Annotated in this window: 23 protein-coding genes and 1 pseudogene; 13 read left to right on the top strand and 11 right to left on the bottom strand. The window is 65.0% G+C overall.

Translation table 11 applies throughout. The features are described 5' to 3' along the window. Positions 1–287: 287 nt before the first annotated feature. From G6N15_RS01345 to G6N15_RS01310, 8 genes are read left to right on the top strand one after another with little or no spacing between them, the layout of a single operon-like run. Entirely contained in the window at positions 288–1,151 is an 864-nt protein-coding gene (locus tag G6N15_RS01345) for a mycofactocin-coupled SDR family oxidoreductase (protein ID WP_083084146.1), read from the top strand. Further along, on the top strand, positions 1,151–2,149 hold the full coding sequence (locus tag G6N15_RS01340; RefSeq protein ID WP_083084148.1) for a thiamine pyrophosphate-dependent dehydrogenase E1 component subunit alpha: 999 nt from the start codon (positions 1,151–1,153) through the stop codon (positions 2,147–2,149). Before G6N15_RS01345 ends, G6N15_RS01340 begins: the two co-directional genes overlap by 1 nt. 11 nt (positions 2,150–2,160) lie before the next feature. Beyond that, positions 2,161–3,159, top strand: coding sequence for an alpha-ketoacid dehydrogenase subunit beta (locus G6N15_RS01335; protein WP_083084557.1), 999 nt, complete (start codon positions 2,161–2,163; stop codon positions 3,157–3,159). Beyond that, positions 3,152–3,406, top strand: a complete 255-nt coding sequence (locus tag G6N15_RS01330; protein WP_083084150.1) for a lipoyl domain-containing protein — start codon at positions 3,152–3,154, stop codon at positions 3,404–3,406. Before G6N15_RS01335 ends, G6N15_RS01330 begins: the two co-directional genes overlap by 8 nt. Then, on the top strand, positions 3,397–4,266 hold the full coding sequence (locus G6N15_RS01325; protein ID WP_083084152.1) for an enoyl-CoA hydratase-related protein: 870 nt from the start codon (positions 3,397–3,399) through the stop codon (positions 4,264–4,266). The genes G6N15_RS01330 and G6N15_RS01325 overlap by 10 nt, the downstream gene beginning before the upstream one ends. A 9-nt stretch (positions 4,267–4,275) precedes the next feature. Continuing rightward, positions 4,276–5,808 (top strand): acyl-CoA synthetase, encoded by a 1,533-nt coding sequence (locus G6N15_RS01320; protein ID WP_083084154.1) that lies wholly within the window; start codon positions 4,276–4,278, stop codon positions 5,806–5,808. An 18-nt stretch (positions 5,809–5,826) separates the two neighbouring features. Next, the gene (locus tag G6N15_RS01315) at positions 5,827–7,170 is read left to right on the top strand and encodes an aromatic ring-hydroxylating oxygenase subunit alpha (RefSeq protein ID WP_083084156.1); all 1,344 of its coding nucleotides are present in this window, start codon (positions 5,827–5,829) and stop codon (positions 7,168–7,170) included. Next, a complete protein-coding gene (locus G6N15_RS01310; RefSeq protein ID WP_083084158.1) occupies positions 7,167–8,864 on the top strand; it encodes an FAD-binding protein in 1,698 nt (565 codons plus the stop codon). The genes G6N15_RS01315 and G6N15_RS01310 overlap by 4 nt, the downstream gene beginning before the upstream one ends. Before the next feature lie 69 nt (positions 8,865–8,933). On the opposite strand, the gene G6N15_RS01305 is transcribed toward G6N15_RS01310, so the two are convergent. The 8 genes from G6N15_RS01305 to G6N15_RS01270 all read right to left on the bottom strand — a co-directional run bounded on the left by G6N15_RS01305 (position 8,934) and on the right by G6N15_RS01270 (position 18,100). After that, positions 8,934–9,770 carry an enoyl-CoA hydratase-related protein gene (locus tag G6N15_RS01305; RefSeq protein WP_083084160.1) on the bottom strand — a complete coding sequence of 279 codons (837 nt, stop codon included), beginning with the start codon at positions 9,768–9,770 and terminating at the stop codon, positions 8,934–8,936. Positions 9,771–9,851: 81 nt separating this feature from the next. Beyond that, positions 9,852–11,054 carry an amidohydrolase family protein gene (locus tag G6N15_RS01300; RefSeq protein ID WP_083084162.1) on the bottom strand — a complete coding sequence of 401 codons (1,203 nt, stop codon included), beginning with the start codon at positions 11,052–11,054 and terminating at the stop codon, positions 9,852–9,854. A gap of 96 nt (positions 11,055–11,150) precedes the next feature. Then, positions 11,151–12,164: a hotdog fold thioesterase gene (locus G6N15_RS01295; protein WP_083084164.1), complete on the bottom strand. Its 1,014-nt coding sequence runs from the start codon at positions 12,162–12,164 to the stop codon at positions 11,151–11,153. A gap of 108 nt (positions 12,165–12,272) precedes the next feature. Then, positions 12,273–13,775: a class I adenylate-forming enzyme family protein gene (locus G6N15_RS01290; RefSeq protein WP_083084167.1), complete on the bottom strand. Its 1,503-nt coding sequence runs from the start codon at positions 13,773–13,775 to the stop codon at positions 12,273–12,275. Beyond that, positions 13,772–14,710 carry an acyl-CoA dehydrogenase family protein gene (locus G6N15_RS01285; RefSeq protein WP_083084169.1) on the bottom strand — a complete coding sequence of 313 codons (939 nt, stop codon included), beginning with the start codon at positions 14,708–14,710 and terminating at the stop codon, positions 13,772–13,774. Before G6N15_RS01285 ends, G6N15_RS01290 begins: the two co-directional genes overlap by 4 nt. Then, the gene (locus G6N15_RS01280; RefSeq protein ID WP_179961772.1) at positions 14,707–15,864 is read right to left on the bottom strand and encodes an acyl-CoA dehydrogenase family protein; all 1,158 of its coding nucleotides are present in this window, start codon (positions 15,862–15,864) and stop codon (positions 14,707–14,709) included. The genes G6N15_RS01285 and G6N15_RS01280 overlap by 4 nt, the downstream gene beginning before the upstream one ends. Beyond that, complete coding sequence (locus G6N15_RS01275) at positions 15,861–17,012, bottom strand: acyl-CoA dehydrogenase family protein (RefSeq protein ID WP_083084563.1); 1,152 nt, start codon at positions 17,010–17,012, stop codon at positions 15,861–15,863. The genes G6N15_RS01280 and G6N15_RS01275 overlap by 4 nt, the downstream gene beginning before the upstream one ends. A gap of 20 nt (positions 17,013–17,032) precedes the next feature. Beyond that, complete coding sequence (locus G6N15_RS01270; protein ID WP_083084171.1) at positions 17,033–18,100, bottom strand: acyl-CoA dehydrogenase family protein; 1,068 nt, start codon at positions 18,098–18,100, stop codon at positions 17,033–17,035. Positions 18,101–18,192: 92 nt separating this feature from the next. Between G6N15_RS01270 and G6N15_RS01265 the strand changes: the two are divergent. Further along, a pseudogene (locus G6N15_RS01265) lies at positions 18,193–18,650 on the top strand (helix-turn-helix transcriptional regulator). Between the two features lie 5 nt (positions 18,651–18,655). Then, on the top strand, positions 18,656–19,078 hold the full coding sequence (locus G6N15_RS01260; RefSeq protein WP_083084566.1) for a VOC family protein: 423 nt from the start codon (positions 18,656–18,658) through the stop codon (positions 19,076–19,078). Between the two features lie 10 nt (positions 19,079–19,088). Here the strand turns inward: G6N15_RS01260 and G6N15_RS01255 are convergent, their stop codons facing one another. Beyond that, positions 19,089–19,808 carry an SDR family oxidoreductase gene (locus G6N15_RS01255; RefSeq protein ID WP_083084173.1) on the bottom strand — a complete coding sequence of 240 codons (720 nt, stop codon included), beginning with the start codon at positions 19,806–19,808 and terminating at the stop codon, positions 19,089–19,091. Between the two features lie 34 nt (positions 19,809–19,842). After that, positions 19,843–20,664, bottom strand: a complete 822-nt coding sequence (locus G6N15_RS01250; protein ID WP_083084568.1) for a FadR/GntR family transcriptional regulator — start codon at positions 20,662–20,664, stop codon at positions 19,843–19,845. Between the two features lie 92 nt (positions 20,665–20,756). Between G6N15_RS01250 and G6N15_RS01245 the strand changes: the two genes are divergently transcribed. The 3 genes from G6N15_RS01245 (at position 20,757) to G6N15_RS01235 (ending at position 24,747) form a co-directional block, all read left to right on the top strand. After that, complete coding sequence (locus tag G6N15_RS01245) at positions 20,757–23,144, top strand: CaiB/BaiF CoA-transferase family protein (protein ID WP_083084175.1); 2,388 nt, start codon at positions 20,757–20,759, stop codon at positions 23,142–23,144. A gap of 168 nt (positions 23,145–23,312) precedes the next feature. Next, positions 23,313–24,491: a phosphatidylserine decarboxylase gene (locus G6N15_RS01240; RefSeq protein WP_083084177.1), complete on the top strand. Its 1,179-nt coding sequence runs from the start codon at positions 23,313–23,315 to the stop codon at positions 24,489–24,491. 64 nt (positions 24,492–24,555) lie between these two features. Then, entirely contained in the window at positions 24,556–24,747 is a 192-nt protein-coding gene (locus tag G6N15_RS01235; protein WP_083084180.1) for a ferredoxin, read from the top strand. Positions 24,748–24,750: 3 nt separating this feature from the next. On the opposite strand, the gene G6N15_RS01230 is transcribed toward G6N15_RS01235, so the two are convergent. Then, positions 24,751–25,989, bottom strand: a complete 1,239-nt coding sequence (locus G6N15_RS01230) for a cytochrome P450 (protein WP_083084182.1) — start codon at positions 25,987–25,989, stop codon at positions 24,751–24,753. Positions 25,990–26,004 lie beyond the last annotated feature (15 nt).

The following is a 26,004-nucleotide window of genomic DNA, read 5'->3' as shown; positions in this document are numbered from 1 at the left end:
ATTCCAAAAGGAATTCCGCGAACCCGCCCATTGCCGTCGGTGTCTTCTCTATTTTAAGTATTCTAGATACTATAAGTATCCCTTAGACGGTACTGCCGCCGCGCGGCTTCGTGGAAGAGATGAGATGGAGTCGAACGTTCGCCTGGTCATCGTTTCCCGCCGGGTCAGGACGGTGAGCGCGGAGACCGGGTAGGCGGTGGTTCGGACCTTGCACCGATGCGCTCGTGGGGCGACGAATGACCTTGGGCGCCTAAGTCGTTGGTGAGAGCCTTCAGGAAGGACCGGCTATGGGCAGGGTGACGGGCAAGGTGGCGCTGATCAGCGGAGCCGCGCGCGGTCAGGGACGTTCGCACGCGCGGATGCTTGCCGCGGAGGGAGCCGACATCATCGCGGTAGACCTCTGCGCCGACATCGAAACCAACGAGTATCCGCTGGCCCGCCCAGAGGATCTCGACGAGACGGCCAGGCTCGTCGAGAAAGAAGGACAGCGCGCGCTGACCGCGGTCGCCGATGTTCGCGACCGGGCGGCTCTGTCCGAGGCGATCGATCGCGGCGTCGCCGAGTTCAGCCGACTGGACATCGTGGTGGCCAACGCCGGCATCTGCCCACTGACCGCGGGACTGCCACCGCAGGCCTTCGCCGATGCCGTCGATGTGGACCTGGTCGGCGTGATCAACCTGGTGCACGCCAGCCTCAAGCACCTACAAGCCGGCGCGTCGATAATCGTGACCGGATCGGTAGCGGCGTTCATGGCGTCGATGAACACCAGCGGTATCGACGGCGGACCAGGCGGAGCCGGTTATGCCTTCGCCAAACAGGTTGTCGCACATTATGTTAACGACTTCGCGCTACAACTGGCGCCGAAGTTTATCCGGATGAACGCGATCCATCCGACGAACTGCAACACCGATATGCTGCACAGCCCGCCGATGTACCGGGCTTTTCGGCCCGACCTGCAGCACCCGACCCGTGAAGACGCGGAGCTGTCGTTCCCGCTGATCCAGGCGATGCCGATTCCCTACGTCGAACCCGAGGACATCAGCGAGGCCGTGGTGTTTCTCGCCAGCGATGCGGCCCGCTACATCACCGGCCAGCAGCTGCGCGTTGACGCCGGCGGCTTCCTCAAAGTCAAGCCCTGGTCGGGGGTGTGATGGAACCGTCGGCGTCGGGAGAGGTGCCTCCGGACATCAAACGGCGCATCTATGAGTTGATGGTGCTGATGAAGGCGGCCGACGACCGGCTGTCCAAGGGCATCAGCACCGGCGAGTTCATGTGCGTGTACTGGCCCGCGCGCGGACAGGAGGCTATCGGCGCGGCGATGGGTGTCGCGCTGAGGGAGGACGACCAGTTGGTGACGACCTACCGGGGGCTGCACGACCTGATCGGCAAGGGCGTGCCCCTCGAAGAGATCTACGGCGAGATGATGGGCCGCGTCGTCGGCGCCGGCCGCGGCAAGGGCGGCACCATGCACATCGCCAAGCCTGACACGGGTGTCATGTTCTCGACCGGAATCGTCGGTGCCGGACTGCCGGTGGCCGTGGGCCTGGCGATGGCGGCCAGGCGCAAAAGGATCGACCGAGTCACCGTCGTCAGCTTCGGCGACGGCGCAACCAACACCGGTTCATTTCACGAGGCGGCGAATATGGCCGCGTTGTGGGACCTGCCGATGGTGCTCGTGTGCCAGAACAACCGCTACGCCGAGATGACGCCGACCGAACACACGATGAAGCTCGAGCGCGTTGCCGATCGGGCCGCCGGCTACGGCATGCCGGGCGTCCGCGTCGACGGAAACGACCCGCTCGCCGTGAAATCGGCGCTCGACCAAGCGTTAGCCCGGGCCCGCCGCGGTGACGGCCCGACGTTGCTGGAGTGCGTGACATTCCGCTTCCGCGGTCACTACTTCGGTGACCGGATGCCGTACATCCCCAAGGATCAGCTTGCCGCGGCGATGGCTGCCGACCCGGTGCCGCGGTTCCGCAGCCGTCTCGCCGAAACCGGCATCTGCGGCGATGACGAGCTCGACCGGATCGAGCGCGAGGCCGCCGACACCGTTGAAGCGGCGTTGCGGACCGTCATGAGCGCCGAGCCGGCCACGGTCGAGGAGCTCGAGCGCGACGTCTACGCCGATCCGATCGGGATCCCCGTATGAGCGAGCCGAGCATGGACGAGAAAGAGATGACGATGCGCGAGGCGCTGAACCTCGCGCTCGACCAGGCGCTGGAAGCCGACGAGCGAGTGTTCTTGCTGGGCGAGGACATCGCCGATCCCGGGGCGAGCGGCCCGACCGCGGGGCTTTCGACGAAATACGGCAGCGACCGCGTGCTCGACACGCCAATCTCCGAGGCCGCGATCGTCGGGGCGGCGATCGGTGCGGCGATCGACGGCCTGTTACCGGTGGCCGAGATCATGATCATGGATTTCATCGGGATTGCCGCCGACCAATTGATCAACAACGCCGCCAAGTTGCGATTCATGACCGGCGGACGCACGACGGCGCCGATCACGGTGCGCACCCAGGTGTACGGCGGACTGGCCACCGGTGCGACGCATTCCCAAACGCTGGAAGCGTGGTTCATGCACATTCCCGGGATGAAGGTGATCGTGCCGTCCACTCCGCGCGACGGCAAAGGCCTGCTGACATCGGCGATCTTCGACGAGGACCCCTGCTTGTTCGTCGAGACGATCCGCTTGCAAAGCCAACGCGGTTCGGTGCCTGTCGATCCCGGCTTCGCGATCCCGCTCGGTCGCGCCGAGATCAAGCGACCCGGTGCCGACGTGACCTTGATCAGCTACGGGCGCAGCGTGCACGACGCGCTCGCGGCCGCGGCCGGCCTGCAGGAGCAGGACATCAGCGCCGAGGTCGTCGACTTGCGCACGCTGGTACCACTCGACGTCGAGACGATGTGCGAGTCCGCCCGCCGCACGCGCCGAGCAGTTATCGTCCACGACGCCGTCCGGTTCGGTGGTCCCGGTGCCGAGATCGCAGCGATCCTGCAATCCGAATTGTTCGGTGAGCTCGCCGCACCCATCGAACGGGTGGGTGCCAGATTCGTCCCCAACCCGGCAGCCCCCGCGCTCGAGTCGCAGGTGTACCCGTCGCCGGACCGGATCGTGGCCGCGGCGCAGCGCACCTTTCGGTCGGTGAGCGCGCGTGGGTGACTTCGTGATTCGCATTCCGCGGGTCTCCGTCGCCGTGTCCGAGGCCGAACTCGTCGAACTGCTCGTCGAAAACGGCCAACACGTCGAGGAAGGCGCGCCGATCTATGTCATCGCGACCGAGAAGGCAGAACAAGAGATCGAGGCCGGTGCATCGGGCATCGTGCAATGGACGGCAGACGTCGGCGCCACCTACGACATCGGCGCCCAGATCGGCGTGATCAAATCGGAGGAGAGGGCATGGATTTGAAAGAGACTCGCGAGCGCACGATCTACGAAAAGCAAGGCGCCATCGCGCGTATCACGCTGAACTGGCCCGAAAAGGCCAACGCTCAAGACCAGAAGCTTGTCGAGGAGATGGACGCCGCGCTGGCCGACGCGGACCGCGACTACGACGTCAAGGTCCTGATCGTCAAGGCCAACGGCAACGGGTTCTGCTCGGGACACGCCATCGGCAACAACGCTGTCGACTATCCGGAATTTGTCGAGGGCTTCAAACACACCGGCACACCGTGGAAGCCGCAGACCGACCTTTTCGTCAAACCGGTGCTGAACTTGTGGGAGTTCTCCAAGCCGACGATCGCGCAGGTGCACGGCTACTGCGTCGGCGGCGGCACCCATTACGGGCTGACGACCGACATCGTCATCGCATCGGACGACGCCTACTTCCAGTACCCACCGCTGCAGGGTTTCGGCATGCCGTCCGGCGAATGCTCCATCGAGCCCTGGGTTTTCATGAACTGGCGGCGAGCGGCCTACTACCTTTACCTGGCGGAGATCATCGACGCCCAAAAAGCGCTCGCCATCGGTCTGGTCAACGAGGTGGTTCCCCGCGACGAACTCGAATCGCGTGTCGAGGCCATCGCCCGTCACATCGCCCAGGCTCCCTTGACGACACTCTTGGCGACGAAGGCAAACCTCAAGCGGGCCTGGGAGCTGATGGGCATGCGGGTGCATTGGCAGAGCTCCAACGACCTGGTAGCGCTTGCGTCGCTGAGCGCCGACGTGCAGGCCCTGGTGCAGCAGGTACTCAAAGGCAAGATTAAACCCTCCGAGATGGCCCGCCGCCAGGCAGCGGCGTCAGAAGCAGCGGAATCCGCGCAGGCGTAAGGATTGTCGGTGAACATTGCCGACCACCCGAGACACGCGCCGCAGTCCCCGGCGCTGATCGTCGGGGACGGTAAGCGGATCTCCTACGCAGAGCTGTACACCGGCAGCCAGCTTGTCGCCGCGCTGTTGTACGAAGCGGGTCTGCGGCGCGGAGATGGCGTGGCCATCGTGCTGCCCAACCGCGCGGAGTTCCTCGAGATTACTTGGGGCTGCCAGCTTTCCGGCCTTTACTACACCCCGGTCAACACGCACCTTACCCCCGACGAGGTGGCTTACATCGTTGCCGACTGCGAGGCCCGCGCGTTGTTCGTCGACTCGTGTTTCGCGGAACTCGCGCCACAAATCCGCGACAGCTGTCCCGGGCTGGATGTTTTCGTGACCGTCGGCGGCCGACTGCCAGGCTGGCGCTACTACGAGGATGCCCTGGCAGCAGCCGGTGATCCTCCGCCGCCATCGGACGGCACCGAGATGCTCTACTCGTCCGGAACCACCGGTTGGCCCAAGGCGGTACGCCGCCCGCTGCCCACGGAGAACGGGTCATGGGCGCAGGCAGTGCTGGAATTGGCACTACGTCGCCGCTACGGCATGGACACCTCAAGCGTTTATCTCTCCCCGGCACCGCTGTACCACGCTGCCGGCGTCAACTACACGATGGCGGTCAACCGCGTCGGCGCTGCGGCGATACTTATGGAGAAGTTCGACGCCGAGACCGTGCTGCGGCTCATCGAGGCCCACCGGGTCACCCACGCCCAGTTTGTACCAACGATGTTCGTGCGGATGCTCAAACTGCCCGAGCCGGTCCGCCAACGATACGACGTCTCGAGCCTGACATGCGTTTTGCACGCCGCCGCTCCGTGCCCGGTCGACGTCAAGCAGGCGATGATGAAGTGGTTCGGCCCGATCATCCACGAGTACTACGGCGGCACTGAGGGATTCGCGGGTACGACGATCGGGCCCGATGAATGGCTGGCGCACCCCGGCTCTGTCGGCAAGCCGCTCACGGCGGTTCATATAGTCGGCGAGGACGGACGTGAGCTTCCGGTCGGCGAGCCCGGCGAAATCTATTTTGAGGGCGGCCCTGACTTCGAGTACTTCAAGGATCCGGCCAAAACGGCGTCAATCTGCAACGAACAAGGTTGGCGCACATTGGGCGACGTGGGCTACGTCGACGAAGACGGCTATCTGTACCTCACCGACCGCTCGACGTTCATGATCGTCTCGGGCGGGGTGAACATCTACCCGCAGGAGGCGGAGAACCTGCTGGTGATGCATCCCAAGGTGATCGACGCCGCGGTGTTCGGGGTTCCCAACGACGAATTCGGGGAAGAAGTCAAGGCCGTGGTGCAACCGGACGACGGTGTCACGCCCGGCCCGTCCCTCGAGGCGGAACTGATCGCGTACTGCAGAGCACACCTCGCCGGCTACAAGTGCCCGCGCACGGTCGAATTCGACCCGCAATTGCCCCGCGACCCGAACGGAAAGCTCTACAAGAGGCGCATCCGCGACCGCTACTGGCAGGGGCGGACATCGCGAATCGTCTGAAGTGAACGAGGGATAGCCATGACGACAACTAAGAATTGGACGCCGCTGCCGGTGCCGTGGGCGGTTGAGGTCCCGGATCGGATCCCCAAGCAGCGGTACTACAGCGCGGAGTTCTACGCGCTGGAAACCCAGCTGTTCTGGCCGCGGGTGTGGCAGATGGCGTGTCGGCTCGAGGAGATTCCGAAGCCGGGCGACTTCGTCGAGTACGAGATCCTCGACCAGTCGATTATCGTCGTGCGCCTCGACGGTGACACGGTGCGTGCCTACCACAACGCATGCCGCCATCGCGGAGTAAAGATAGTGGAAGGCAACGGAACACGGCGCACCTTTGTCTGCCCGTTCCACGGGTGGTGCTGGGGTCTCAACGGCGAAAACACCTATCTGCCGCGCTCGGAGGTATTCGCCGAGCACAACGTTTGCCCCGATGACCTGCGCCTGGTCCCGGTCAGATGCGAGCTGTGGGGCGGGTGCGCGTGGATCAACCTTGACGACGGTGCCCCCACACTGCGCGACTGCCTCGAACCGTTCGCCTCGATCTACGACGCCTGGAAGGTGGAGTCGCTGCGCACCGAGTGGTGGCAATCGTGTCTGCTCCCCGTGAATTGGAAAGTGGCGACGGCCGCATTCATGGAGGGCTATCACGTCCCGCAGACACATCCCCAACTGTTGCCCACCTCTGGCAACGGTTCGTCGCCGACACGCAACTTGATCCAGACCAGCCTGTACTTCATGCGCACCCTCGGTGAGGGCATGGGCGGCATGACACATGAAAACGACATCCGCATCGCCGAGGGGCTGCAGAACATCGAGCTGCCGGCCGACCCGAGTGAGGCGATGGCCATCTGGCGCAGCACACTCAACGACGCGGTCGTCGCTTGGCATCGGGCCCGGGGTTGCGACATGCCCGACCTCAATGAACTCGACCGGCGCGGCATCACCGACGCGATCGGGTTCTGCTTCCCGCACTATTTCCTCTTGCCCACCTACAGCAGCGCCTCGTCCTATCGGATCCGTCCGCTCGGGCCCGAGCAGACTCTGTTCGAGATCTGGTCGCTCACCCGTATCCCGCCGGACCGGGTGACCGGGAAGCCGACTCCGCCTAAGCCGATGGCTCCGGACGACCCGCGCTGGCCGCCGATTCCCGCGCAAGACTTCTCCAATCTGCCGCGACAACAAAAAGGCCTTCACTCCAAGGGCTTTGAGTACATGAGGCTGTCGGATAAGATCGAAGGGCTCATCTCAAACTTCGAACGCGTCATCGACGGATTTCTCGCCGGCCTGCCCTACGAGACGCTGGTGCCCGCGATCCAGAAGACCAATACCACGATCGACGTGCCAGTCGCCGACCTGGAGCTGCAATGACCGGCCGCTGGGATGAATCCGTCGACCTGCTTATCGCGGGAAGCGGCGGGGGAGGAATGGTCGCCGGGCTGGCGGCGCTCGACTCCGGGCTGCAGCCGTTGATCGTGGAGAAGCAGGCACTGATCGGCGGCTCGACGGGACTTTCGGGTGGCATGGTCTGGCTGCCGAATAACCCGCTGATGCGGGCCGAGGGCATCGTGGATTCCCACGAGGACGGTCTTGCCTACTTCGACGACGTCATAGGAGACATCGGTGCGGCATCGTCACCGGCGCGCCGTGAGATGTTCCTCAATGCGGGCTTCGAAATGATCAATTTCCTTTGCCGCAAGGGCGTTCGCTTTGTCCGCTGTCCCGGATGGAGCGACTACTACCCGAACCATAGGGGTGGCAACGAGTCCGGTCGTGCCGTCGAAGGAGTTCCGTTCGATGCGGCCGAGCTCCAAGCCTGGAGTGCCAAGGTCCAGCCGGCGATGGCCAAGAGCTACGGGCGGTTCGTGATAAAGACCAACGAGTTGCGCTCCGTACAGTACTACAACCGAACGCTACCTGCCTTCGCTGTGGCACTGCGAGTGTTCTTGCGCACCAAGGCCGCTCGGATTCGCCGGCGCGACATGTTGACCAATGGCGCATCGCTGATCGGTCAGATGCTCAAGGTGCTGATCGACCTCAGCGACGGCGACCCTCCGATCTGGACAAACGCCGCGATGGACGACCTCATCGTCGAAGATGGTCGTGTCGTCGGAGCGCGAATCGTCCGCGACGGCTCAGCGGTGAACGTGCAGGCCCGGCATGGAGTCCTGCTTGCCGCCGGCGGCTTCAGCCGCAACGCGGACATGCGTCGCCGCTACAGTGGCGACCAGCCCAATGAGGCCCAGTGGTCGATCGCCAACGCCGGTGACACCGGTGAAGTGCTGCAGACGGCAATGCGCCTCGGCGCCAAGACTGATCTGCTGGACGAGGCCTGGTGGCTGCCATCGGTTTTCATTGCCGACGGAGGCGACGCGGCCAGGGCGCTCGGATCTGGGCGACAACGTCCGGGCGCGATCTACGTCGACGGGACCGGCCGACGATTCTGCAACGAGTCGAACTCCTACGTCGAGGTTGGCAAGGCGATGTACGCCAACAAGGCGGTGCCGTGCTGGATGGTCTTCGACCACGGGTACGTGCGGCGGTATGTGGCGGGCGCCAACCCGCTGAAGCGACGCCTGCCGTCGCAGCTGATAGAGTGTGGTGCGGTCAAACGGGGCGACACCATCGGTGAACTGGCCGGTCAAATAGAGATTCCCGCAGACGAATTGGGACACACTATCGAGCGCTTCAACCGGTTCGCGGCAAAGGGACTCGATCCCGACTTCGGCCGCGGGCAGTCGGCGTACAACGACTGCCTGGGCGATCCTGGGTATCGGCCGAACGCCGCGATCGGCCCGCTCGACCGGGCGCCGTACTACGCGACCAAGGTTTATCCAGCCGACGTCGGCACCTGCGGGGGAGTGATCACCAACGAACATGCCCAGGTTCTCGACGAGCAGGACCGGGTGATCGACGGGCTCTACGCGACCGGCAACATCACTGCCACAGTGATGGGCCGAACGTATCTGGGCGCCGGCGGCAGCATCGCGAGCACGATGGTGTTCGGCTACGTTGCCGCAAGGCACGCCGCCGGCCGCAGGCTCGCCGGCGAGATGAGCCATTGACCTTGGGCGAGCAGACGCAAATGGCCCCAATTTGTTTGCGAAATAGGGTCTTTTGCGTCTGCTCGCGCGCTAAGGAGCGTCGCCCCGGTCGACGAAATCGCGTGGCTTCAAACCTGACTGCAGCAGCTCGGCCCGACGCGCCTGCACATCCGATGCCGCACCGACCATGTTGGTCAAGATGTGGCTGACTTGCAAGTGCACGCGCATCCCCATCAGTTCCCAGGCCCGCTTCACGTTGTTCTTCACCGCCATCAACGTCGTCAACGGAATCTGAGCGATCCGGCGCGCCATCTCCTCGACGGTGTCCTCAAGCTCGTCGCGCGGCACCACCTTGTTGAGCAGGCCCCACTCCAGCGCTTGCTGAGCTGACAGCGTGGGCGCCAACAAAAGCCAGTCCATGACCCGATGCCAGTTCATCATCAGCCACGGCTCGATCATCGTGTGGCCGCCCGGCTCGCCGAGGCTTTGGGCAAGCGGCATCTGGAAATACGCGTCCTCGGACGCGACGCAGAAGTCGGTCAGCAATCCGAGGTAGATGCCGCCGCCCATGCAGTAGCCGTGGATTTGGGAGATCGTCGGCTTGGGGAACTCCCATAGATACAACGTCGGCCACAAAAACAGGTCAGCGGTGCCCTTGTAGAGCTCCTCGAAGGTGCTGCCGAACTCCGGGTACGGGTTCTCGTCGGGGCCCCAGCGGGCTACATGCCCGCCGCAGAAGCCGTTGCCATTGGCCTTGAGGATTACGACTTTGATCTCGCCGTCGCGGTCGGCGTCGTGCAGACACTCGTCGACTTCCCGCACCAGCGTTGAGTCCTTGGTGTTGGCCTTGTCAGGCCGGTTGAGGATGATCCGCGCAATCGGCGGATCGTGTTGGTAGATGACCGCGTTGAGGTCGCGCTGCTCCATGTCGGTGACCCTATTGCTGACCAGACGCAAAAGCCCCGCATTTCAACGCGAAATGGGGGCTTTTGCGTCTGGTGGCCGGTGCTAGGCGCTGACCTGTTTCGCCGGTGTCGACACCTTCATTAGCTTCATCAGGTTGCCGCCCATGATCTTTTCGACGTCTTCCTGGTCGAGGCCCTTGAGCTCGTCGACGAAGGTCAGCGGGTCAGCCAACCCTTCGGGGTGAGGCCAGTCGGAGCCGAACACCACTCGGTCGGAGCCGACCATCTTCACGACCTCGACGAAGTTGTCCTCCCAGAACGGGCTGATGTAGATGCACCGCTTGAACGTCTCGATGGGGTCCTCGGCGAACGCGTTCGGCATCTTCTTGTAGACGCCCTTGAGCCCCTTGAACAAATGCGGCACCCACTCGGCGCCGTTCTCGATCGACAGGATCCGCAGCTCCGGGTTACGCGACAGTGCGCCGTGGCAGATCAACGCACCCATGGCGTCCTCGATCGGCCGGTGGCCCATCACCAGCGTGCGGAAGGCGGTCGGCTTGAACGGCAGGAACTCGTCACCGGGTTCCCACACGTTCGCGAACTCTGTGTAGCCGCTGTCGGACGCGTGCATCGACACCGGGATTCCGGCTTTGATGCAGGCCTGCCAGAACGGGTCGAACTCCTCCAGCCCGAATGACCGGGTGCCCTTGTAGCCAGGCACCGGTGCAGGGCGGACCAACACGGTGCGCGCACCGCGCTCCAGACACCACTCGAGTTCTTCCAACGCCCGCTCGACGATCGGCAGGGTGATCACCGGAGTGGCGAAGATCCGCTCCTTGTAGTTGAACGACCAGGTCTCGTACATCCACTGGTTCAGCGCATGGATGACGTCGTGCGTCATTTCCGGGTCGTCCTTCATCCGCTCTTCGACCAGGCTGGCCAGCGTCGGGAACATCAGCGCGTAGTCAACGCCGAGTTCGTCCATGACCTCCAGCCGGGGTCCGGGTTCACGGAAGGCGGGGATTGCCTTCATCGGTTCGCCCATGATTTCCCGGTAGCTCTTGCCGCCGCTGCCGTGGCGGAAGTACTCCTCCTGTGCCCCCGGACGGGCCACCACCTCGAACGTCGGGTTGGGGATGTACTCGCTGATGTGGCCGCGCACCACGATCTTGGTGCGCCCGCGAATCTGCACGTAGTCGATCACGCGCTTGCGGTTGTCCGGAAGGAACTTGGTCAGCGCATCCTGGGTTTCGTACATGTGGTTGTCGGCGTCGAACACCGGGAAAGGCAGCTGGCGAGACGGCATGGCGATCTCCTTTGTCGAGGTCTTAGCTGATTAGTCTGCACGTCTGGTAATGACGTTACCACCATAAGTGGCAGGACGTAATAGGCCCCCGGATTTTCAGCGCGGCTCCTCGCCGTCGCGTTCGACAACGGCGAAGTTCACAGTGGCGGTGGCGGCGAGTTCGTCGTCGACGCTGCGGAAGATGTCGACCTGCGCGACGACGGAGCGCCGGCCGGCCCGAAGCACCCGGGGAACCGCCCGAGCAAACCCCTCCCGGATCGGTCGCAGATAGCGGACGAAGAGGTCAGCGGTGGTCAGGCCGGCGCCCGCCGGCAGATAGCGGAGCCCGAGCTGTCCTCCGGCCACGTCGGCCAGCGTGGCGATCAGGCCGCCCTGCAACGCACCGGAGGTGTTGACCACCGACGGGCTGACCGGTATCTCCACGGCGTCCTCGTGGTGAGCGGCATCCCGCAAACCGACCTGGGCGAACAGCTCGGACAGCGACGACGGCACCGAGTCGGTGTCGCCTTGATCAGCCCCGAGCGCCCGCATGCAGAACTCGTAGAGCTGGCCGGCGTCGATCGGGGTTCCGTTCAATTCCGCGCCCAGCCAATGCAACCGAAGCGCACCCAACAGGGTCTGCATGACGATCGCGGCAGCGGCTCCGACGTCCAGCCCGGGTCGAAATATGCCTTCGGTGATGCCGCGATCCACGATGTCGCGGATGAGGTTGTGCAGCGGTGACACCACTCGGGCGTAGTCGCGGGGCCGGGTTTCGGCCAGCTGCTGGTTGTACAGCGTCAATGCCCGGTTGAGGCTGTCCTGGGTGCTCGACTCGGGTTGCGCACTGATGCGGTCGACCACCAGCTTCAGCGCGGCGCAGCTGTCCATTCCGGCAATTTCGGCGCGCCAGGTCTGCGCCGTTTGTGCCATGGTTCGGTCGAACAGTGCGAGCAGCAATTCGTCCTTGCTACTGAAGTGCTGGTAGAAGGCGCGCAGCGACGTCTTGGCACGCGCGACGACTTCTTGCACGGTGAAGTCGGTGCGCCCTGTTTCACCGAGGATCTCGACCGCTGTCTTGATGAAGCGGTCGCCGCGGGTGGTTTCGACTTCCTCGTCTGGGGCGGCCATGGGCGTTTCTCCTCATTGTGGTCCGCACGTGAGAGCGCTTTGAGAATGAGGTTACCGCGTGGTCACCGTTTTGGCGCACCTGAATGCCGGGATCAAGGAAAGCGGGAACTATCCGCCGCGCTCCCGGACCATCGCCGAGCGGTTGATCTTGGTTGCCGCTGTGCGGGGGATCTGCTCGACGAACTCGACCGTTTTCGGGACCTTGTAGGGCGCGAGGCGACTTTTCGCATAGGCGATCACCTGCTGCTCGGTCAGGCTTGCGGCACTGGGAGCGGGTTGCACCACGGCGTGGACGCGTCGTCCCCAGTCTGGGTCGGGGAGTCCGATGACCACGACGTCGTCGATATCGGGATGTTCGGCGAGTGCACACTCCACTTCCGCCGGAAAGACGTTGGCGCCGCCGGTGATGATCATGTCGGCGCGGCGGTCGGCGATGTAGAGGTAACCGTCAACGTCCACGTGGCCGATATCGCCGGCGGAACGAAATCCGTCCGGAGTCGACGGAAGGGGCGGCGCCCCGCCCAGATAGCTGTAGCCGGCACTCATCGGTGCGCGCAGATAGATTTCACCCTGCTCGCCGGGGCCAAGCTCTCTGCCCTGTTCATCCAGAATCCGAATCTCGGTGCCCCGAAAGCCGCGGCCGACGCTGCCGGGATGCGCCAGCCATTCGTCGCCACGCAACACCGTGAGCCCCAGATTCTCCGTCATCCCGTAGGCCATCAGGACTTGCTCGGGACTCAGCAATTCGAACCAGGTGCGTAGCAGCCCCGGCGGGATCACCGCGGCACCCTGCAGAATCCAGGCCACGCTGGACAAGTCGCGCCGGCGGATGTCGGGTAGCGCGGCGATCCGCGCGAGCATGGTCGGTGTGGCGGTGAAGTTGGTGACCCGGTAGCGTTCGATCGCATCGACAACCCTTGCGGCGTCGAACTTTTCCAGCACCACCAATCGGTCACCGCCCAGCAGGTTGTTGAGCGGGGCAAACCCGTTGGTGTGATACATCGGCCCCGGCACCAGAATCGTCTGGGGTTGTGGCACCGGCATCCAGTGCGCCATGAAAGGGACGCTGTGTTCGGGTGTCCACAGCGCCTGCGCCAGGTTGAGGATCACTTTGGGCAGGCCGGTGGAGCCGCTGCTGCAGATCCCGTTGACCATGGGGGACAGCGCGTCCGGTAGCGGGCTGGCGGGCTCTTGGGCCGCCCGCGATGCCAGCGCCGAGCGATGCTCGTCGTCGAGGACGACGACCGGGTCGATCACCTTGAGCACCCGGGAGCGCTCCCAGTCAGGCAGATCCCAGCGCATCGGAACAGGAACAGCGCCGATCTTCCAGCATCCAAGCGCGGCCAAAACCAGATGCTCGCAGTTCGGAATAGCAAGCGCCACAAGCGCACCGACCTCCGCGCCAGCCGCGGCCAGTGCGCGGCCCCATTGATTGGCGCGAGCATCGAGTTCAGCGAAGGTCAGGCTGTGTGCGCTGCCGTCGGGCGCCAGCGTGACCACAGCTCGCTCGTCGCCGAGTTGCTCCGCGAGCTGCTGAAGCCTGGTCCCGAAAGGTATTCCGCCGTCTGCCTGACCGGGGGCCACCCCGGCGGCGATGGGCCCGACGCTCATGCCGTGGTCACCGATTGGCTGAACAGTGTTTCCAGTTCTCCGTCGCGCACGCCCGGTATCAGGCGTAAGGCGAGCTCCTCGGCGCTGGCGGGCAGCCGGATCAGTGGCTGGGTGTGTCGGTCGATGACGCTGACGTCCGACTCGTCGCAGAAACCCAGTGCGCCGAGCAATTGGTGCGATGTTCGCAAAACTTGACGGGCGGTTTCGACGGCTTTGAGTCGGAGAACCAGCGTATCGGCCGAATAGGATTGTGGCGCTGTGGATTCCGATCGCCACACCGTGTACTTGGCGAGTTCTTCGAGCCCACGTACCGCGACTGCCGCGTCGGCGACGGCGAACCGGACGGCCTGGAAGTCCGCCAGCGGCTTGCCGAACTGTATGCGGCTGTTGACGTGCTCGGTGACGATCTGCAGTGACCGCTGCACCGCGCCCAGAATCCGCCACGAGCCCAGCATCAGGTGGATATCGATGTCGCCGGGCGGGATCGTCCCGTCGGGTGCACTCAGGATGGCCGGCACCAGAAACGGCCCCAGCTTGGCGTTCGTCCGGGATGACATCTGTGGGCGGTACCGATTGCCGTCGAGGTCGGCGGCGATCCAGTCGCCCGGTAGGTCTCCGTGGTCGATGCGGGGTGCGGTGGGATTGACCAGAGCCAGCCGGGCGCCATCGATCGAAAGCAGCTCCTCGACAAGCGGATAGGGGAGTGCGTTGGCACCGGCGGCCCGGCACAGCACCGCGGCGGCGAGTAGATCGTCCGCTGACGAGCGGACATCGAGCTCGAACGCGCCGAGGTCGAGCAGCGCGCGCCGAGCCTGCCGGCGGACATCGTCGTCGCTCTCGGCCAGCAAGGCCGCCTGCGGTCCGCCGAGTCGGGCCAACCGCTTGGCCGCGACGGTGGCGAACTCGGAAATGTCTTCTGGTAGAGCGGTATTCACCGGTGCGCCCCCAAGACGTCGCGTGCCACCAGCATTTTCTGCACTTCGATGGTTCCCGACGCCACGGTGGCGGCTTGCGCGTAGCGCCAGTGGTCTTCGACCGCCCCGTGCAGCGGTGCCGAGTAGCCGCTGTCTAGCGCAACCGGACCTAGCACATCGAACAGCAACTCGGCGACCTGCTGGTCGCAGGTGGTGGTCGCGATGCGGGCCGCGCTGGCTGCCGCGCCCGCCGACGGGTCGTCCTGCAGCGACACCGCTCGGTAGGCCAGCAGCCGGGCAACCCGCAGGTCTACCAAGGCCTTCACCCAGCGGCTGCGCAGTGTTTCGGGTAAGGCGTCCCAGTCGTCGCCCAGTTCGATGCGCATCCGGGCCAGCAGTGACTCACATCGCGCGTACCGGGCAATGCCGACGCGCTCGAACGCCAGCGCTTCCCGCATCACCCGCCAGCCGTCGCCCACCTCGCCGAGGACGTCGCCGGGAAACGCCTGCACGTCGTCGAGGAACATCTCGTTGAGGTGATGCGGACCCAGCATCGATCGGATCGGTCGGACCGTGATGCCGGGCCGGTCCATGGGAACGAGAAAAAGCGTGAGCCGCCGCGACTTCGCCGCGTCGGGGTCGGTGCACGCGGCCAGCACACACCACGAAGCCATCTGCGCATACGACGTCCACACCTTTTGACCAGTGATGCGCCAACCGTCACCGTCGGGCACCGCACGGGTGCGCAGCGATGCGAGATCGGTTCCGGCTTCCGGTTCGGAAAACCCTTGGCACCAAATCACTTCGCCGGCAGCGATCGCCGACAGGTGGCGGGCCTTCTGCTCGTCGGTGCCGTAACGCATGACCGCGGGCCCGACCCAGTTGATTCCCATGTACTGCGCCCCGCGGGGTTCATGGTGGGCCCACATTTCTTCGCGCAGCACGGTCTGCTGCCAGATGGAGCCTCCACCGCCGCCGTGCTCTTTCGGCCAGGCCAGAGCAAGCAGGCCTTCGGACGCCAGGAGTTTGCAGAAGGACTCGGTGGTGGCTAGGTCTTGCGGGTCGTCGGTGCAGGCGCCAAGGAAGCCTTCGGGAATGTGGGTGGCGATCAGGTGCCGCAAGCGCTTTCGGAGTTCGCCGGCGTCGGCCCCGAGGTCGTAGTCCATCGTCGTCATCCCTTCGGCAGTCCGAGCAGCCGCTCGCCGATGATATTGCGCTGGATCTCGGAAGTGCCGCCGTAGATGGTCGCGGCCAGCGCGTCCTGACGCTCGAACAGAAGGTCCGGATCAGCACTCGATTGTGGGCCCGCGGCGGTCGAGCTGAGCTCCCAAACCCGTTGCAATGTGACCGATCCCAGCAGCTTGAGGATGTCCGCCTCCGGGCTGGGGCGGCCGGCGAGTTCGTTGTTCAGTGCCCGGTACCCGGTGGCCCGCAGCGCTTCGGCGTCGGCGAGCAGCGAGCCGAGCTCAGAGTAGATGTCCTCACCTTCCGGCGCGAGTGTGCGTGTTTGTACAGCGGTCCCCGGCGTGTCGGCGTACAGACACGCACGCTCGCGGAGTTGGCGTATCGAGGCCAGCCCGCGCTGGATTTCTACCCAGTTCATGATCCAGATCATCTGGCGTTCGTGGTGCAGCGACGCCAACGCGACGTTCCAGCCGCCGTCCAGCGGCCCCAAGAGATTGCCCACCGGCACCTCGACGTCGTCGAGGAACATCTCGCAGAACGTCTCGTCGGAAATCGACGCCATCCGAATCGGGTTAATGCTTACCCCCGGTGACTGGAGGTCGAGGATCAGACACGAGATACCACGGTGTTTCGGTGCGGCCGGGTTAGTGCGGGCATACAGCGTGCACCACCGCGACAGATGTGCCTGCGTGGTCCAGATCTTGCGGCCGTTGACCCGAAACACGTCACCGTCACGCTCGGCGCGGGTGCGCAAGCCGGCGAAGTCCGAACCAGCTTCGGGCTCCGACATTCCCAATGCCCACCACTCGTCGCCACGCAGCAGCGGCACCAGCAGACGATCGATCTGCTCGGGTGTGCCGAACTGGCGGATCGCCGGTGCAGCGACATTAGGGCCGGCGATGTTGGGCAGTTTGGGTGCCGAACGCATCGCCGCTTCGATCCGAATCTCCATCGCCGCCCGCAAATCGAGCGACCGCCCACCGTGCTCGCGCGGCCACGTCGGCTGGAGCCAGCCGGCCTCGAACGCCGCGCGCTGATAGTCGCGCCGCAGCGTGAGATCCCAACGGTATTCGCTATACCGCTCGCGGTAGTCGCGCGGCAAGAACTCGGTCAGCCAGGCGGCGAACTCGGCGACCACTTCCGGCGTTTCAGTCGTAGTCACGTTGTGCCCCCGTCGAATTGGCGCCCGACGGCGTGGTAGAGGGCGCGGCTGTCACCCAGGGTCGCCGCGCGCTGCCACGCGTGCCGTAGGTAGAGATGGATGTCGTGCTCCCAGGTTTGGGCGATCGCGCCGTGCACCTGAACCGCGGTGCGCGCACAGCCGATTGCCGCGTCGTCGGCGGCCGCCTTGGCCAGCGCCGCGGCCGTCCAGCCATCGGCGGCTGTGGTCGCTGGATCGTCGAGGCGGGCGGCCGCCGCATAGGTCAGGCTGCGGGCCCGCTCCACGCTGACGTAGTTGTCGGCCAATGCGTGCTTGACGCCTTGAAAGGCGCCGATCGGTTTGCCGAACTGCTGTCGCGACTTCGCATGCTCGACGGAGCGGGCCAGGGCGGCGCTGGCCACGCCGACGAGGTCGGCGGCCGCAGCGAGCATCGCTGGCGCCAAGGCAGATTCGACGTCGACCGGGGCGGTGATGAGCGGCTCGGTGTCGATCTCGACATCGGCCAGTGGTTGCGTGGGATCGGTGCAGTCGGCCGGCTGAATACTGATGCCGTCGCCACCGCGCGCGACCGCTGCCACCACGCTGTCGTCCGCGCTGGCCAAAGTGACGATCAACTCGGCGCGGGAAAGGTCTGGAACCGCAACGGCACGTCCGCGCAGCCGCCCGTCCTGCAGTGTCATCGGCACGCCGGGCAGCCGTTGCCGCGGCGGATGGACCGCGAGCGTGGCCACGACGCCGCCGCCGATATCGACCAGTGACGGCTCGCCTGCCGGACCGCTCGACCGCAAGACGCCCGCTGCGAGACCGACGCTGCTCAGCAATGGAATCGGTGCGATCGCGGCGCCGCATTCCTCCAGCACCACGACGCAGTCCATGAAGCCGAATTCCCCGTCGGGCGCGGCCAGCTCGGTCCAGCCGAGATCGACGACCGTCTTCCACAGCGCGCGCCAGTGTTCCGGATCGGTCATCGCCTGCCGGGCGACATCGGGCGGGCACTCGGTATGCAGAACGTCGCGCACGCTGTCGCGCAGCGCGAGTTGCTGTGAAGTCAGCCCGACATCCATGAGACCCCTAACATCATAAAAATAGTAAACTAGCGATGCAGGCGTCAATCTGTGTGATAGCACGCCGCTGGTCCTCGCCCGCGCCGCTTAAGATGCCGCGTGTGAATGGAAAAGCCGCCGAGGAGCAGCGTCTGCGCGACCTTGCGCGGCTGCGCCGTGTCCGCGACCGGATCGACCGGGAGTACGCGCAGCCGCTTGACGTCGAGGCGCTCGCGCGTGGCGTGAACATGTCGGCCGGGCACCTGTCTCGCGATTTCCGGCTCGCCTACGGCGAGTCGCCGTACTCATACCTGATGACGCGGCGCATCGAGCGCGCGATGGCGCTGCTGCGGCGGGGGATCTGAGCGTCACCAAGGTTTGTTTCGCGGTCGGCTGCTCGTCGCTGGGCACGTTCAGCACGCGGTTTACCGAGCTGGTCGGGATACCGCCCAGCGTGTATCGGCAACGGACGGCTCACGTCACGGCTGGGATGCCGTCGTGTGTGGAAAAACAGGTGACAAAACCGATCAGGAATCGAGAAGCGCCCGCAGTCGAGCTGCATCTAGCGTGAGCGTCATGGACATCACCATTCACTCGAGCATGCTGCCGCACGACGACCCCGAGGCCTCGCTGGCGTTTTACCGCGACATTCTCGGCTTCGAGGTGCGCCTCGATGTCGGAAACGGAAAGATGCGCTGGATTACGATCGGCCCGCCCAATCAGCCTGACACATCCGTCGTCCTGTACCCGCCGGCCGCTACGCCGGGCCTAACCGATGAGGAGCGCCGAGTCGTCGGCGAGATGATGGCCAAAGGCACCTACGGCATGATCGTGCTGGCAACCAAGGACCTCGACGGCACCTTCGAGCGGCTGCAGGCCGGCGTACAAGACGGACGAGTCGAGATCGTCCAAGAGCCGACGGAGCAGCCTTACGGTGTCCGTGACTGTGCGCTGCGGGATCCCGCCGGCAACATGATCCGCATCCAGGAGTTGAGCTAAGCGGTAAGCGTCATCGTCGCTGGGCGGCCCGTCGACGAGCCTCGGTCGGCACGATCGGAGGACGAGCGAAGGGGCCTCGGCGCACCGCGTGCATCCGGATCTCCGGCAGGTCCACCGACGGGTCGACCGTGTCGAGCCACGCGACGGCGTCGGCGACATCGGCGACCTGGATCGCGTGCATCTCGAACGGAACGTCTTGCAGCATCTCGGTTTCCACCGGTCCTGGCGTCACGATGTGGACGGCGATACCGTCACGGTCCACTTCCAGCGCCAGCGCCCGGGCGAACGCGTTCATGCCGGCCTTGGATGCCGAGTAGGCGGTTCGGGCCATCATCGGCTCGTGTGCCGCCGAGGAGGAGACGAATACCAGCCGCGAGCCCGCCCGCATCCGGGGCAAGACCGCGGACGTCACCACGAAGCACGAGTCGAGGTTGGCGGACATGATTTCCTGCCACTGCTCGAATGTCTGCTTGCGCGCGTACGTTCCACCCAGCATCCCCGCCGCGTGGACGACGAGATCGATGGTCTCGAATCCGCCTACCGCGCCGGAGAATCCGACCGGATCCGACGCGTCGGCCACGATATAGCGGGCGCCGATCTCCTCGGCCGCCGCCCGCAGCGGCTCCTCGCGGCGCGCGCACAGCACCACGTCATAGCCGAGCTCGCACAGCTTTCGTCCGCACGCCTTGCCGATTCCACCACTGCCACCGGTGACCAATGCAGTTCTCACGGTTCCCTCGTTGCACCGGTTTGCCATCGATGGTCTACAGACGGCGGGCGTCCCGCGGCCGCGACAGGGCCTGCGGCGACAGCGCATAAATCCGTTGATCCGGCCGGCCGGCCAACACGTGGGTCTGCGTGTCGGCAAGGTGACGGGCCGCGACCCGGCGCGCCCGGTCGACGTCACCTGCCTCGATCATCTCGGTCAGCTTGACGTGTGTGTTGAGCGCGGCACGACGCTTGGCCAGCGAGGGGTACGTTCCGTGAGCGGCACTCTCGTTGGCCCACTGCTGCTCGTGGCTGGTCCATAGCGTCTCCAGCGTGCCGACCACCGCGATGATGGTCTGGTTTCCGCACCCGCGAACCAGGGCATCGTGGAATTGCCGGCCGATTTCGGTGAATTGGCGACCGTCATCGAGGTGGGTAGCCATTGCGTCGTTGATCTGCTTGAGCTCGGGCACCAGCGTGTCGGCCCGGTCGGGCCGCTGCGCGGCCAGCGCCGCGCACGCGGGTTCGAGTTCCAGCAGCGCCGCACCGAGATCGGACACCTTGACGTACTCGCTTTGCAACAACAGCCCGAGCATGTAGGCGGCGCTGGTCTTGGCCGGCGCATGCACGACGGCGCCGCCCCGATTGCCGCGCCGAACCGACACCAGCCCCTCGGTCTCCAAAATCCGCAGTGCTTCCCGAAGGGACACGAGGCTGACATTGAATTGCTCGACCAGCACTTCTTGCCGCGGCAACAGATCGCCGTCGGCCAGTTCGCCGTCGATGATCTGACGCCGCAACTCGTCTGCGACGATCTCGGCGATCCGCGGCGCCGACAACCGACGGCGCGCCTCCGGGCCGACTCCCAGCGTGGTCATCTGATCCTCGCAGCGATACACGGTAAAGACGGTGCGGTCACCGGCGACCGCGCGGTAAATTCGTATCTTAGCAGTGATGGCACAATAGCGAGGTGAGCGAGGCGCGGGACGGCCGACCGACACCGCTTGACGACTTGCGTGTCATCGAGATCAGTGACCGGATTGCCGGCAGCTACTGCGGAAAGGTCCTGGTTGACGCCGGCGCAGAAGTCCGCAAAATCGAACCGCCGCAAGGCGATCCGCTGCGGCGGTTCACCGCCAGCCGCTCACCGGTGCCGGGTAGTGCCGACTCACCACTATTCAGCTACCTCAACGCCGGCAAGCGCAGCCTGACGATCCCGGCTTCTGACACGCGATTTCGCGCCGAACTCGCCGCCGCCGACGTTGTGGTGGTCACCGCCACCCGGTCACAAGCAGCCGAGCTCGGCATCAATCCGCAGCAGTTGCTGGTGGACTCACCGCACGCTGTCGTCGTCACCATCTCGGACTTCGGCTGGACTGGTCCATACGCCGAACGCACGGCCAGCGAGTTCACGCTTCAGGCCTGGGCGGGCTCGACCGGATTCCGCGGCGACCCCGCCGGGCCGCCGATCGCGATCGGCGGCGACCTCGGGGAATACATGGCAGGCGTGTTCGCCGCGTTCGGCACCCTGGCCATTCGCCGCCGCGTCGAGCACGGCGGTCCCGGTGAGCACCTGGACCTGTCCATGCTCGAAGCGATCACGCTGATGCAGAGCAGCGAATGGCTGCACTCGCAGCTGCTGCAGGTGCCCCCGGTCAGCCGCACCATCGAAGTGCCCTCGATCGAGCCTGCAAAAGACGGCTACGTCGGCATCACCATGGTGACCGGTCAACAGTGGCTCGACTTCGCTGCAATGGTCGAGTGCCCACAGTTGACCGAGATTCCACAGCTGCGTTTCCAGATAGGTCGGTGGGAGTACCGCGATCTCATCCGTGAGCTCATCGGTCCGTGGTTTGCCGAACGCACCGTCGAGGAGATCGTCGAACTCGGGCAGCTGTTTCGGCTGCCGATCGCGCCGTTGGGCAACGGCTCGACGATCCGCGACATGGCGTATATGCGCGATCGCGGTGTGTTTGTGCGCAACCCCTCCGGTTTCCACCAGCCACGACCGCCGTGGCTGATGTCGCGCTGCCGGCCCGCACCACTGCGTCGTGCGCCGGCGTTAGGCGAAGACGACGACGAATCGCCTTGGCAGCCAAGGAAACTCACTCCGAGTCTAGCGGATCGCCGGTTGCCGCTCGAGGGTGTTCGCATTGTCGACCTGACGGCCTTCTGGGCCGGCCCGGCGGCAACGCACCTGCTTGGTGCTTTCGGCGCCGACGTGATCAAGGTGGAATCGATCCAGCGTCCCGACGGCATGCGCTATTCGGGGGGCATGCGCACCGACGTCGATGACTGGTGGGAATACGGCTGGGTTTTCCACGCCATGAACACCAACAAGCGCTCGGTGACACTGGATTTGGCGTCCGAGGTTGGCCGGCGGCTGTTCAAGGCTCTGGTGGCGGGCGCCGACGTGGTGATCGAGAACTTCTCGCCGCGCGTGATGGACCACTTCGGGTTGACCGCCGAAACCCTGCTGGCCGTGAACCCGAAGCTCGTTGTCGCGCGAATGCCCGCGTTCGGTCTGGACGGCCCGTGGCGCGACCGCGTCGGATTCGCACCGACCATGGAGCAGATCGCCGGGCTTGCTTGGGTCACCGGCCTGCCTGACGGGCCACCCGTCGCCCCGCGCGGAGCCTGCGATCCACTGGCCGGGGTACACGCCGCGTTCTCGGTGCTGGCGGCCTTGGATTTCGCGGAGCGAACAGGACAGGGCCAGCTCGTCGAGTTGCCGATGATCGAAACGGTGCTGAACGTCACTGCCGTTCAGCCAATTGAATCGGAAGTCTTCGGAGTGACATTGAGCCGGGAAGGCAACCGCGGCCACGGCTGGGCGATTCAAAACCTCTACCGCTGCGCCCGGGACGACGAGTGGATCGCCGTCACGGTGGCGACCGACGAGCAGTGGCGTGCGCTGGTCGAGTTGATGGGTCGGCCGTCCTGGGGCGACGAGTCCGGGCTTGCCACGGTGGCCCGCCGGCGCGAGCGCGCCGACGACATCGATCGCCGGCTGCAGGCGTGGTTCGCGACCCAGGATCTGGCCACCGCGGTAGAGCGCTTGGCCGAGGCGGGCATTCCCGCCGCGCCGGTGGTGTCGCCGTCGCTGGTGACCGAAAACCCGCAGCTGCGCGACCGTGGGTTCTTCGAGTCGCTCAATCACCCGCGCACCGGCACCGGCTGGTATCCGCGTCCGCCGTTCGCGCCGCTGGCCGGCCACCGCCGGTGGCTGCGGCGCACGCCGCCCACGTTGGGTGAGCACAATGACGAGGTACTGCGCGAACTGTGCGGACTGGTGGAAGCCGACCTGGAGCGGTTGACGGCAAGCGACGTGATCGGAACCCGGCCCAAGGGCGCGTGACGCAGCTTTCGGCCGGCTAACACCGGATTATCCGGGAAGCCGCTGGGGTACCTCAGGAACATCCCTGACACCGACATGGCCGTGGATTCAATGAATCGTTTGTCGGCGCAGCGTCTTAGGGCCGGAAAAACAGGCGCGCGTGCCGCGACCACATTTAAGGACAGTTATATGAGTGAGCCCGACGCGATCGTCCAACAACTCCGGCGCACCCTCGACAAAGAGCAAGGCCTCGCCGATTTGCTCGAGCGGTCTTTGGTGAAGGCCCGCGAATGGGCCGATGCAGATTTGAAACCGGAGCTGTTCGCAGCGCTGGAGTGGCCCACCGATATCGCTGAATACGAGGCCTACCTCAAGCGCTTCATCAGGTGGGTGCCACACGAATCCAACGCCGACGCCTGGAAGAACGAAAAGAGCCAGGCGCAAGAGGTCAGTGACCGAATGTCACACTTCTACTTCCTGGCCTCTCAGAAGGTTGACGGCGAGGCGCTGCAGAACTCCGCCGTCTTCCGCGACTGGATGAGCGAATTCGCCCGACAGTGGGGCAGTTTCCTGGACACGCCGGAGTCCTTCGGCCCGGAAGCGTTGCAGTCGTTCATCGACAATGCCCCGGAGTACCGCATGCACGAGTCCCTGATCGACGGCGTGCCGAACGCGCCCAGCGGCTGGCTGACGGCCAACCAGTTCATCGCCCGCGAAATCAACGGCGGGCTACGTCCGATCGCCGAACCTTCGAACAACTTGGTTGTCACGTCGCCAGCGGACTGCCAATACCAGCACCTCTACGACATCGACGCCGACTCAAACATCCCGGCAACCCCAGTCAAAAACGAGAAGTACGGCAATATCAAACAGCTCATGGAAGGCAGCAGCTACAGCGAAAGTTTTGCCGGCGGCACGTTTGTGCATTACATGCTGCCGGTGCATGCCTACCACCGCTACCACCTGCCCGTCGGAGGCGTGGTCAAGGAATCCTTCCGGATCAACGGCAAAGTCTTCATGCAGGTCGGCCTCGACAGCGGCCAGTTCGCCGCCAGCGACAGCGCCAGCAGCGGATACGAGTTCTCGCAGACGCGGGGAGTGGTCACCATTGACACCTCGGCATCCGGCGCAGGCGACATCGGCGTCGTCGCGGTCATCCCGGTGGGCATGGCGCACGTGTCATCTGTTGTGCTGACCGCGGTGGAAGGCAAGCACATGGCCAAGGGCGAAGAGTTCGGCTACTTCCAATTCGGCGGCTCGGACATCATCATCCTGTTCCAGGAGGGGATTGGTCCGCAGATCGACACCAGCGAGGATTTCCGGCTCGTCGGCACCCCGGTAGCGCGCTGCAAGCCTCGGTCCTCCTAACCGCCGGCGGCGGGAAGTGCTTAGCTATGGGTATTGATCGGCTCGTAAGCGTGAGGAGCATCCGATGAGGGTGATTGTCGACGAATCGTTGTGCGAGGCCAATGGGTTCTGTGAATCACTGGCCCCTGACATCTTCGAGCTGGGCGACGCGGAGGTGGTGCAGATCGCCGACGGGCCGGTGCCGCGGGACCGCGAGATCGATGTGCGCGCCGCAGTCGACCAGTGCCCTAAGGCGGCCCTGCGGATCGTCGAGTGAGTACTAGCGAGGCGTCAGCGAGATCGCCATCTCGTCGTAGATCTGCATGTTGGTGATCAGGTTGGGGTGGGCCACCGTCGGCGGTCCGACCGCGATGTTGTCGCAGCGCAGCAGCAGCTCGTCGAATACGGCCCGCAGCTCCGCGCGAGCCAGCATGGCGCCCAGACAGTGGTGCGGTCCGCCGCCGCCGAACGCCACATGCGGGTTGCGTCGACGGCCGATGTCGAACCTGAACGGACCGTCAAAGACCTCTTCGTCGCGATTGGCCGAGCGCAGCATCGAGACCACCCGGTCGCCCTTGGGGATGTGCTGGCCGTCCATCTCAACATCGACCTTGGCGGTGCGGGTCCAGTACGCCACTGGGGTGGCCCACCGAAGCACCTCTTCGACCGCGGTAGGGCGCAGCGCTTCCTCGTCGCGATAACACGCGATTTGTTCAGGGTTCGCGACGAAAGCGCGGAGACCGGATGCAAGGGCGTTCTTGGTGGTGTCACTGCCGGCGAAGGCCAGCACGAAGAAGAAGATCTCGAGCTCGTTGCCGGGCAGCCGGAACTTCTCGCCGTCGTCGCCGGTGATTTCCGCGGTGGCCAGCGTGCTCCAGATGTCGTCGGCAGGCTCGCGTCGTTTCTGCGCGGTGAGTTCGAGTGCGTACCCGAAAACGGTGGCGTAGAGCTCGGTTTCCTCTTGTGCGCTGAGCCGGCCTTGTGGTGAGCGTGCGGTCAGGATGCGGTCGAAGGCGGTGAAGATCTGCGGCCGGTCTTCCTCGGGGATGCCGATGATGTCGCCGATGACCGTCATGGGCAGTTGATCGGCGACATCGGTGATCCAGTCGCCGCCACCCTGACTGAGGAGGCGGTCAATCATCCGCGCGGCGCGCGCCCGAATGCCGTCTTCCAGCTTGGCGACCGCCCGTGGGTTAAACGCGCTCGAGATCAGTTTGCGGCGCCGGTTCAGCTCCGGCGGATCCATGTCGATGATTGTCGGGTACGACAAAAACGTGTCGATGGGCTGGATCAGCGGGCCGTCGACTGCGGTGAACGAGTCGGCGTCGCGGTGAAGGCGCACGGCGTGCCGGTGCTTGGTGGTTATCCAGAAATCACGTTGGACGCCGGTCTTCGCGACGCCGGGCGTGCGGTCGTGGCGGAAAAGCGGCCTGGTACGCCGCAGTTCGGTAAACAGTTCATCCGGAAAGCCGTTGCGCCACAAGGCGAAATCGGAAAGATCCACTGCCGCGGTCGTCATGGTCCAACCTCGATT

The sequence above is a fragment of the Mycobacterium noviomagense genome (assembly GCF_010731635.1).
In the GTDB taxonomy this organism is placed as follows: Bacteria; Actinomycetota; Actinomycetes; order Mycobacteriales; family Mycobacteriaceae; genus Mycobacterium; species Mycobacterium noviomagense.
The sequence above is the reverse complement of the archived record's forward strand: the minus strand, read 5'-3'. Positions and strand labels throughout refer to the sequence as shown.

Bases quoted from the DNA above. Each gene is read 5' to 3' on its own strand.
- G6N15_RS01345 (WP_083084146.1), top strand. From the start codon at position 288: ATGGGCAGGGTGACGGGCAAGGTGGCGCTGATCAGCGGAGCCGCGCGC.
- G6N15_RS01340 (WP_083084148.1), top strand. From the start codon at position 1,151: ATGGAACCGTCGGCGTCGGGAGAGGTGCCTCCGGACATCAAACGGCGC.
- G6N15_RS01335 (WP_083084557.1), top strand. From the start codon at position 2,161: ATGGACGAGAAAGAGATGACGATGCGCGAGGCGCTGAACCTCGCGCTC.
- G6N15_RS01325 (WP_083084152.1), top strand. From the start codon at position 3,397: ATGGATTTGAAAGAGACTCGCGAGCGCACGATCTACGAAAAGCAAGGC.
- G6N15_RS01315 (WP_083084156.1), top strand. From the start codon at position 5,827: ATGACGACAACTAAGAATTGGACGCCGCTGCCGGTGCCGTGGGCGGTT.
- G6N15_RS01310 (WP_083084158.1), top strand. From the start codon at position 7,167: ATGACCGGCCGCTGGGATGAATCCGTCGACCTGCTTATCGCGGGAAGC.
- G6N15_RS01305 (WP_083084160.1), bottom strand. From the start codon at position 9,770: ATGGAGCAGCGCGACCTCAACGCGGTCATCTACCAACACGATCCGCCG.
- G6N15_RS01300 (WP_083084162.1), bottom strand. From the start codon at position 11,054: ATGCCGTCTCGCCAGCTGCCTTTCCCGGTGTTCGACGCCGACAACCAC.
- G6N15_RS01295 (WP_083084164.1), bottom strand. From the start codon at position 12,164: ATGGCCGCCCCAGACGAGGAAGTCGAAACCACCCGCGGCGACCGCTTC.
- G6N15_RS01290 (WP_083084167.1), bottom strand. From the start codon at position 13,775: ATGAGCGTCGGGCCCATCGCCGCCGGGGTGGCCCCCGGTCAGGCAGAC.
- G6N15_RS01280 (WP_179961772.1), bottom strand. From the start codon at position 15,864: ATGACGACGATGGACTACGACCTCGGGGCCGACGCCGGCGAACTCCGA.
- G6N15_RS01270 (WP_083084171.1), bottom strand. From the start codon at position 18,100: ATGGATGTCGGGCTGACTTCACAGCAACTCGCGCTGCGCGACAGCGTG.
- G6N15_RS01260 (WP_083084566.1), top strand. From the start codon at position 18,656: ATGGACATCACCATTCACTCGAGCATGCTGCCGCACGACGACCCCGAG.
- G6N15_RS01250 (WP_083084568.1), bottom strand. From the start codon at position 20,664: ATGACCACGCTGGGAGTCGGCCCGGAGGCGCGCCGTCGGTTGTCGGCG.
- G6N15_RS01240 (WP_083084177.1), top strand. From the start codon at position 23,313: ATGAGTGAGCCCGACGCGATCGTCCAACAACTCCGGCGCACCCTCGAC.
- G6N15_RS01235 (WP_083084180.1), top strand. From the start codon at position 24,556: ATGAGGGTGATTGTCGACGAATCGTTGTGCGAGGCCAATGGGTTCTGT.
- G6N15_RS01230 (WP_083084182.1), bottom strand. From the start codon at position 25,989: ATGACGACCGCGGCAGTGGATCTTTCCGATTTCGCCTTGTGGCGCAAC.